The 6,882-nt window shown below is 46.2% G+C and carries 7 protein-coding genes; 3 read left to right on the forward strand and 4 right to left on the reverse strand.

What is annotated here, in order from left to right:
• Positions 1-134 precede the first annotated feature (134 nt).
• From LAY57_RS24780 to LAY57_RS24790, 3 genes are all read right to left on the reverse strand, one after another.
• Positions 135-974 carry a metallophosphoesterase gene (locus tag LAY57_RS24780; RefSeq protein ID WP_249069772.1) on the reverse strand — a complete coding sequence of 280 codons (840 nt, stop codon included), beginning with the start codon at positions 972-974 and terminating at the stop codon, positions 135-137.
• 61 nt (positions 975-1,035) lie between these two features.
• Positions 1,036-2,463: a dihydrolipoyl dehydrogenase family protein gene (locus LAY57_RS24785; protein WP_249069773.1), complete on the reverse strand. Its 1,428-nt coding sequence runs from the start codon at positions 2,461-2,463 to the stop codon at positions 1,036-1,038.
• 4 nt (positions 2,464-2,467) lie between these two features.
• Positions 2,468-3,571, reverse strand: coding sequence for a DMT family transporter (locus tag LAY57_RS24790; protein WP_249069774.1), 1,104 nt, complete (start codon positions 3,569-3,571; stop codon positions 2,468-2,470).
• A gap of 199 nt (positions 3,572-3,770) precedes the next feature.
• On the opposite strand from LAY57_RS24790, the gene LAY57_RS24795 reads away from it, so the two are divergent.
• Positions 3,771-3,962 carry a hypothetical protein gene (locus tag LAY57_RS24795; RefSeq protein ID WP_249069778.1) on the forward strand — a complete coding sequence of 64 codons (192 nt, stop codon included), beginning with the start codon at positions 3,771-3,773 and terminating at the stop codon, positions 3,960-3,962.
• On the opposite strand, the gene LAY57_RS24800 is transcribed toward LAY57_RS24795, so the two are convergent.
• Positions 3,959-5,113 (reverse strand): RNA-guided endonuclease InsQ/TnpB family protein, encoded by a 1,155-nt coding sequence (locus LAY57_RS24800; RefSeq protein ID WP_338022483.1) that lies wholly within the window; start codon positions 5,111-5,113, stop codon positions 3,959-3,961. The genes LAY57_RS24795 and LAY57_RS24800 overlap by 4 nt on opposite strands.
• Before the next feature lie 70 nt (positions 5,114-5,183).
• Here LAY57_RS24800 and LAY57_RS24805 point away from each other — a divergent pair, with 70 nt between their 5' ends.
• Entirely contained in the window at positions 5,184-5,954 is a 771-nt protein-coding gene (locus LAY57_RS24805; protein ID WP_249069775.1) for a DUF4351 domain-containing protein, read from the forward strand.
• 6 nt (positions 5,955-5,960) lie between these two features.
• Positions 5,961-6,809 carry a pentapeptide repeat-containing protein gene (locus LAY57_RS24810; RefSeq protein ID WP_338022484.1) on the forward strand — a complete coding sequence of 283 codons (849 nt, stop codon included), beginning with the start codon at positions 5,961-5,963 and terminating at the stop codon, positions 6,807-6,809.
• Positions 6,810-6,882: the final 73 nt, after the last annotated feature.

Here is a 6,882-nt window from a genome sequence, read left to right on the forward strand (position 1 = left end):
CACTGACGACTGACCACTGACGACTGACCACTGACGACTGACCACTGACGACTGACCACTGACGACTGACCACTGACGACTGACCACTGACCACTGACGACTGACCACTGACGACTGACCACTGACAACTTGCACTAGTCCCTAGCTATAACTAACTGGATTACCGTGACTTCTGGGGGACAGAACAAGCGTCCGGGTAAATAGGTTCCCAATCCGCGATTGACATACAGACGATTCGTGCCAACCTGATGCAAACCTTGTGCCCATTCCCAATGCTGAAACACATTCCGAGAATCCTTACGGAGGTATGGAACATGGCGGCGCAGGGGTTTGGGAATGAAGCGAGTAAGCGTTGGCAGCCATGCAGGCAGGGGGCCTAAACCGGGGAGTAAAATTTGACCGCCGTGGGTATGGCCGGAAAGTTGCAAATCCACCCGCCACTGTTGTAAAATCTCGGCACTATCTGGATTATGGGATAGGACAATGCGGGGAGTGGCGGCGTCCACCTGTTTCATTACCGAGGCTGGTTTAAACTTGGAGGAACGGAAGTCAGCTAGTCCTATGAGGGCTAATCCGGGGCCGAGTGGATAAATGACCTGATTCCAGAGAACGGTAATGCCAATGTTGGTGAGGGCAGTGCGTATTTCCTGTTTTGAGTGGCGATAGTAAATGTCGTGGTTGCCCAAAATGGCACAGACACCGAAACGACTTTGCAGATGTTTGAGGTGCAATACTAATTTATGAATTGGGGCTGGATCTGAGGTAACATAGTCACCTGTGAGTAGTACAAGGTCGGGTTCGGCTTGATTGCTGGCTGCGATCGCATCTTCAAGCAAGCGATCCGAAAGTCGGATACCATCGTAGTGGAAATCGGACAACTGTACAATTTTTGTGCCATGCAACGACGCTGGTAAATCTGCGATCGCAACTGTCAAATTTTCCACCTTCAATGGCCCCGTTAGCAGCCTGTGCATAGTGCTGAATTTCTCTCACCAGATGGCTCCAGCATAGCTCAGACACTGGAATGTCGCCTTTTTATCCCACATTTCGCCGGAAGCCGAAGAATTTGGTTAGCAAGGCTTGTAGCGTTTGGTTTTTGGCGTATTTTTGCTTGGTTAGCTGAAGTGCTGCTTTGCTGTTGACTTCTGCCAAAGTCGGGTAGATGTGGATGATACCGCTGAGGGCTGAAACTTTCAGCTTGTTGGACATTGCCAAAACGACTTCGTGGATTAATTCACCCGCAGATGGGCCAACCAAAGTAGCACCAAGTATTTCGCCGTTGCTGCGCGTGATTATTTTAGCAAATCCACTTGTGGCGGCTTCGGCTTGGGCGCGATCGACATCCGCAAAATCACAGCGAAGCACATAAATATTATCGCCATATTCCTGTCTGGCTTGCTGTTCGGTTAAGCCGACACGCGCTAATTCCGGATCGGTAAATGTCGCCCAAGGAATTACCCGATAATTGGTTTTGCTGAGGGGGAAGAACAAGGCATTTTTTAGCACCACACTCGCTTCATAACCAGCCACATGAGTGAATTGATAGCCGCCAATGACATCGCCGCAGGCATAAATGCGAGGATTTGTTGTTTGGAGTTTAGCGTTTATTTTTACTCCTTGTTTGTCAATTTCCACTCCAGCAGCTTCTAAGTTGAGGGATTCGATATTTGGTTTTCGTCCAGTTGCGATTAAGATTTCATTGACAGCAATTTTTTGCTTTCCTGCCCATAGTTGCTTTTTCCCATCGGCAATTTCCACCCGTTCGACTCGTGTTTTGGTGATGACGCGAATGCCTTCCGATTCAAATTGAGATTGTACAACTTTAGCTGCTTCTGGATCTTCTTTGGGTAAAAGATAGTCGCTACTGGCAATAATAGTAATTTCAGTACCTAAGCGGGAAAAAGCTTGCCCCAATTCGCAGCCAATCGGCCCGCCGCCAATTACGGCGAGGGAATCGGGACGCTTATTTAGCTGGAAAACTTGTTCGTTTGAGATATATCCAGCTTCTTGAAGTCCGGGAATGGGAGGAATTGCCGGTCGAGAACCTGTAGAAATCACAAATGCCCTTGCTTTTAAACGCCTACCGTTAACTTCAAAAGTTTGTTTATCTGTGAATTGACCGGAACCGAAAATTACTTCAACGCCCAATGATTGAAATCGTTCTGGTGAGTCGTGGGGTTCAATGGCTGCGATCGCACTTCTGACGTGGCCCATCGCTTTGGCAAAGTCAATCTCAGGGTTTTGGGAGTAAACGCCAAAACGTGCGGCATTTTTCACCTCATAAGCGATTCTAGAAGCGTGGATGAGGGATTTGCTGGGAACGCAGCCATACCAGAGACAGTCTCCGCCAAGGCGATCGCGTTCCACCAGTGCTACCTTTGCTTTCAATTGGGCTGCTGCGCTAGCCACAACCAAACCAGCCGAACCGCCGCCAATTATGACTATATCATATTCAACTGCCATAATTTCATATTCCTTTAAATCCAATTTCCATGTCTATTTCTTTCTTATAACTTAGGGGAATTGCCGCTGACTGACGCCATACACCAATTTGGCTTATTATAATACCGCCTATAACTATACTGCCACCAATATATTGTGCCAAGTTTGGTGCTTCGCCCAAAATGAAATAAGCTGCCAAAATTCCGGCTAGCGGCGTAAAAGAGCTAGCTAACGATATTTCCGATGCCGTAGATTTTTTTAAACCCATAAACCACGCTAATTGCCCAGCTACGACAATTACTGCGCTATAAATTAACATCCATTGCCACAAAAAAGGTGTAAATACGTCCATGAAATGTTCTGCCCCGTATAGATACAAGGCGACAATAAAAAAGACTACTGTTCCTACAGCCATGCGAAAGATGGTAAATATTCCCAAAGGTATATTAGCCAGTTTTACTTTACTGATAATATTAGCGACTGATGCGGCTAATGCTCCTCCAGCCGTCAGCAATTCACCTGTTCCTATGTGGATGAAAAATCCCGAATCGGGTGCATTTTGCCCTAAACTTTGCAAGTATAGCGTGACGGCTACTCCGCCCAGACAAACAAACGCACCAACAACTGCCCAAATATTAACTTTTTCTCGTAAAAACCAAACAGATAAAGCTAAGATTAAAGGTGGTTCGATGCGTCCGACCAAAACAACATTATTAACCATTGTCAGAGAAAGGGCTGTGAAAATTAAACCGGGTGCGATCGCGCCCGACAAGATGGCCACCGCTGTCAAACTCAGCCAATCTTTTCCAGATAATTGTTTGAAAGAATCAAAGTTTAATTGGCGACCATAGATGGGAATCAGTACCAGTAAGGCACAAAGATTGCCCACAAATAAAACATTGCACAAGGAAATGGGATTTCTGCCGTCTATTAAGTGTTGAGAACCGATTTCCGTTAAGCGTCGCGTCACCGAATTAGCCGCAGCGAAGATGAGGACAGCTGACAATAAATAGATGCGTCCCGAAGTGGTGCCGATAAAGGTAGAAGCTTTTGTGACGATTGGGTGCATAATTTTAGGATGTATCTGATAGGACAAAGAAAACAGGATTTGGCGATCGGTGTTACGCATAATTTATGCCTTAAGTAGCAAGCTTAGCGAACATGGACGCACCAACCAGGTTACTGCGATTAAGTCACAGCAATATGAGTTGGCAATGAGAGCAAGCTTGGGATTAGATTAAAGCTAAGAAAATTCATCTGATGGCTGACTGGTGAAGGATGAGGATGCGATCGGCTTAAAATAAAAGCCTAACTATCCAATCCACACCATGCCTAAATCGGCAGATATTGGCAGCAAACGTTTAATCAGTCTGGCACCCGATGCCTGGGTGCAATGGGTAACGCAAAACCCAGAAGTCGTAGCGCGAGACATTCTTACCTCCGAGTTTCAGTGGCTAAGTCGAGAAAGCGATGTGCTAATCAAAGCCAACAGCCGTTCGATTTTTGCTAACATTCATTAACAAAAACTTCCTGTTTCATCTGGGACTGTCGGCAGCACCCCATCCACAAGCAGACACGAGAGAACTTCCCGCGTTAATTTCTCAATGTTGATTGCCGCATTTAAATCTCTATCCAATTCTAAGCCACAATCACATCGATAAACTCGTTCTGATAATGTCAAAACCTCTTTGACGAAACCGCAATTTGAACAGGTTTTACTACTTGGCTTAAACCTGCCAATCACTACTAGCTTACTACCATACAACGGACATTTATATTCCAATTGCCGACGGAATTCATAAAATCCCATATCTCCTATCGATGCAGCTAAACAATGATTCTTCATCATCCCTGACACATTCAAATCCTCAATTCCTACTACCGCGTGGTTTTTGCTTAAGTAGTTAGTTAGTTTATGTAATGTGTCCAAGCGGATATTGGCTATCTTTTGATGCAGACGAGCTAAGGCTTTGACTGCTTTAAACCTGTTGGCAGAATCTTTTTGACGACGTGCTACAATGCGTTGGAGTTTGGCTAATTTCTGTTTGGCTTTTTGGTAAGACTTCGCACCTGTAAATATCTCTCCTGTCGATAGGGTAGCTAAGGTTTTTACTCCTAAGTCTACTCCCACTACATCCCGTTTTTTTGGTGTTGATTGGCTCGGTCTTTCTATTTTAAATGAGATAAACCAGCGGTCGGCTTTTCTGCTAATGGTGACTGATTTCGGTTTTGTCCCTACTGGTAATCGCTCAAAAGTTTTTAGCTTTCCTAATATTGGTACTTTGATGCTCTGGTGTTCTATGTGGATAGAACCATCTAGAGTAAATGAGTCACAGTGACCTTTCTTTTTGAATTTAGGAAACCCTTTTATACCGTTGAAGAACTGTTTAAATGCTTCTGACAAATGCCTTAAGGCATATTGGGGGGCGCATTTGCTTACTTCGTAATACCAAGGATTTTGGGGTTTTATTGATGCTACTAGCCATTTATGCAGGTCAATGGCTGTGGGAAATTTAATTTGGGATTCTGGATGAGAACGGTTGTGTTCTAAGACGGCAAGACATAAAGCCAAACCTTGATTCCAAGCGTGACGTGCTACGCCTGCGTGTTTGGCTAGAGATTGCCGCCGCGAAGAATTGATTTTGATTTGAGTTTTAAATCCCAGTAGCATAGCCAAATTTTACTATGGGTTTGGGCGAGTGTGGTAAGGCCAGGGAGTAAAAGTGAAGGATTGTGAGTAAATGTTAGTAAAGTTACAACTGTTGATGAACCCTCAACACGGCGACTTTCTGATTCTCAACGAGCTACAATTGCGCTACAAGCCTAATATACCGAAACGGATGCGAGCCTACGCCGCCCTAGCAGAGGAGCGTTACGACTTGCCCACCTACCCGGTACTGGTAAATATCCTGCCGCCTTCTGTTTCTATGCAGATAGCCAGCCGCTATGAATCAGAGTTCATGGGTTTACAGGCACGCCAAGATTATTGCACGATAAACCTATGGGAAGTAGATGCCGATCGGGTTTTTCAACAACCGTTACCCACTTTACTCCCTTTTGTGCCAGTGCTGAGGGGCGGTGGGGAAGAGTCTATGGTACGGCGTGCTTTGCAGATGTTGCGTACCAATGAACAATTGAGCGAATTAGAACCACTGTTAGCTTTCTTTGCAGGTTTTGTGTTAGAGACTCGTTTAGTTCAGCAGATTATGAGGTGGGATATGGCTGTATTGCGGGAATCTCCCTGGTATCAAGAAATATTGAGAGAAGGGCAACAACAAGGGCAACAACAAGGACGACAGGAAGGACGACAACAAGGACGACAAGAAGGAGAATTGGCATTAATTATACGTCTGTTGAATCGTCGGATCGGTTCGGTTGAACCTCAGATGCAAGAGCGACTTCAGGGGTTATCTATCGATTGGTTAGAGGACTTAGGGGAGGCGCTGTTGGATTTTGAGCGGATGACAGATTTAGAAGCTTGGTTGCAGGAACATCAGCAGACGGAAAACTGAAATAGAATGACTTGTGCTAATGGCTCTGATGCGAGCAAAATGCTGGTATGCGGAAAAGACTCAGATGCGATCGCCCTCAATAAGCTTATGAAACCAAAACTTCTAGCTAGTGCAACACTCCTGACGACTTTTAGCTTGGTAAATCCTGCCGAAGCTGCAAATCCCGAACATATCAGACAGCTACTCTCGACTAGGCAATGTCAGAAATGCGACTTGAGCAATGCTGGACTGGTGATGGGTAACCTGGCAAACGCCAATCTCAGCGGTGCTGACTTGAGTCGCGCCAATCTCAGTCGGGCTAATCTCACGGGTGCCGATCTCAGCGGTGCTAACCTCACAGGCGCTAGTCTGTTTGGTGCCAACCTCTCAGGTGCCAACCTCAGTGGTGCCAATCTGAATGCTGTGGATATGAGAGATACTGTTTTAGCTCAGGCTAATTTGGTTGGTGCCAGCTTGACTAATGCTAACTTCCTGGGTGCGATCGGAATGCCGAGCTATACCGGCACTGCGGAAGACTTCTATAGCTGGGCAATGGCAGAAGCTGAAAGGGACAACTACACCAGAGCGATGGAACTCTTCAGTCAGGCGCTGAACATCAAGCCCGACTATGCCGAGGTTTACTTGGGGCGCGGCATGGTTCGCTACCAACAGGGTGACAGAAGCGGAGCGATCGCAGATACCCAGCGAGCGGCACAACTCTTTACAGCCCAAGGGAATCTGGAAGGTTACAAATTAGCCCAAGACATTACGAAGGGAATCGAAACAGCTGGCAAACCCAGACGCTCTGGTGGCGGCTCCAATTTTCTCAACCTCCTGAGCGGTATTGCAAGTCTGGGGCTTCAACTGTTTTTTTAACTACTCGCTCCTGTTGTCCCCCGCTATAACTGTACTCAGTTTAGCGGCGGGATACTTCGGCAGGCTCAGTAAC

This window comes from Argonema antarcticum A004/B2, assembly GCF_023333585.1.
GTDB classification, from domain to species: Bacteria; Cyanobacteriota; Cyanobacteriia; order Cyanobacteriales; family Aerosakkonemataceae; genus Argonema; species Argonema antarcticum.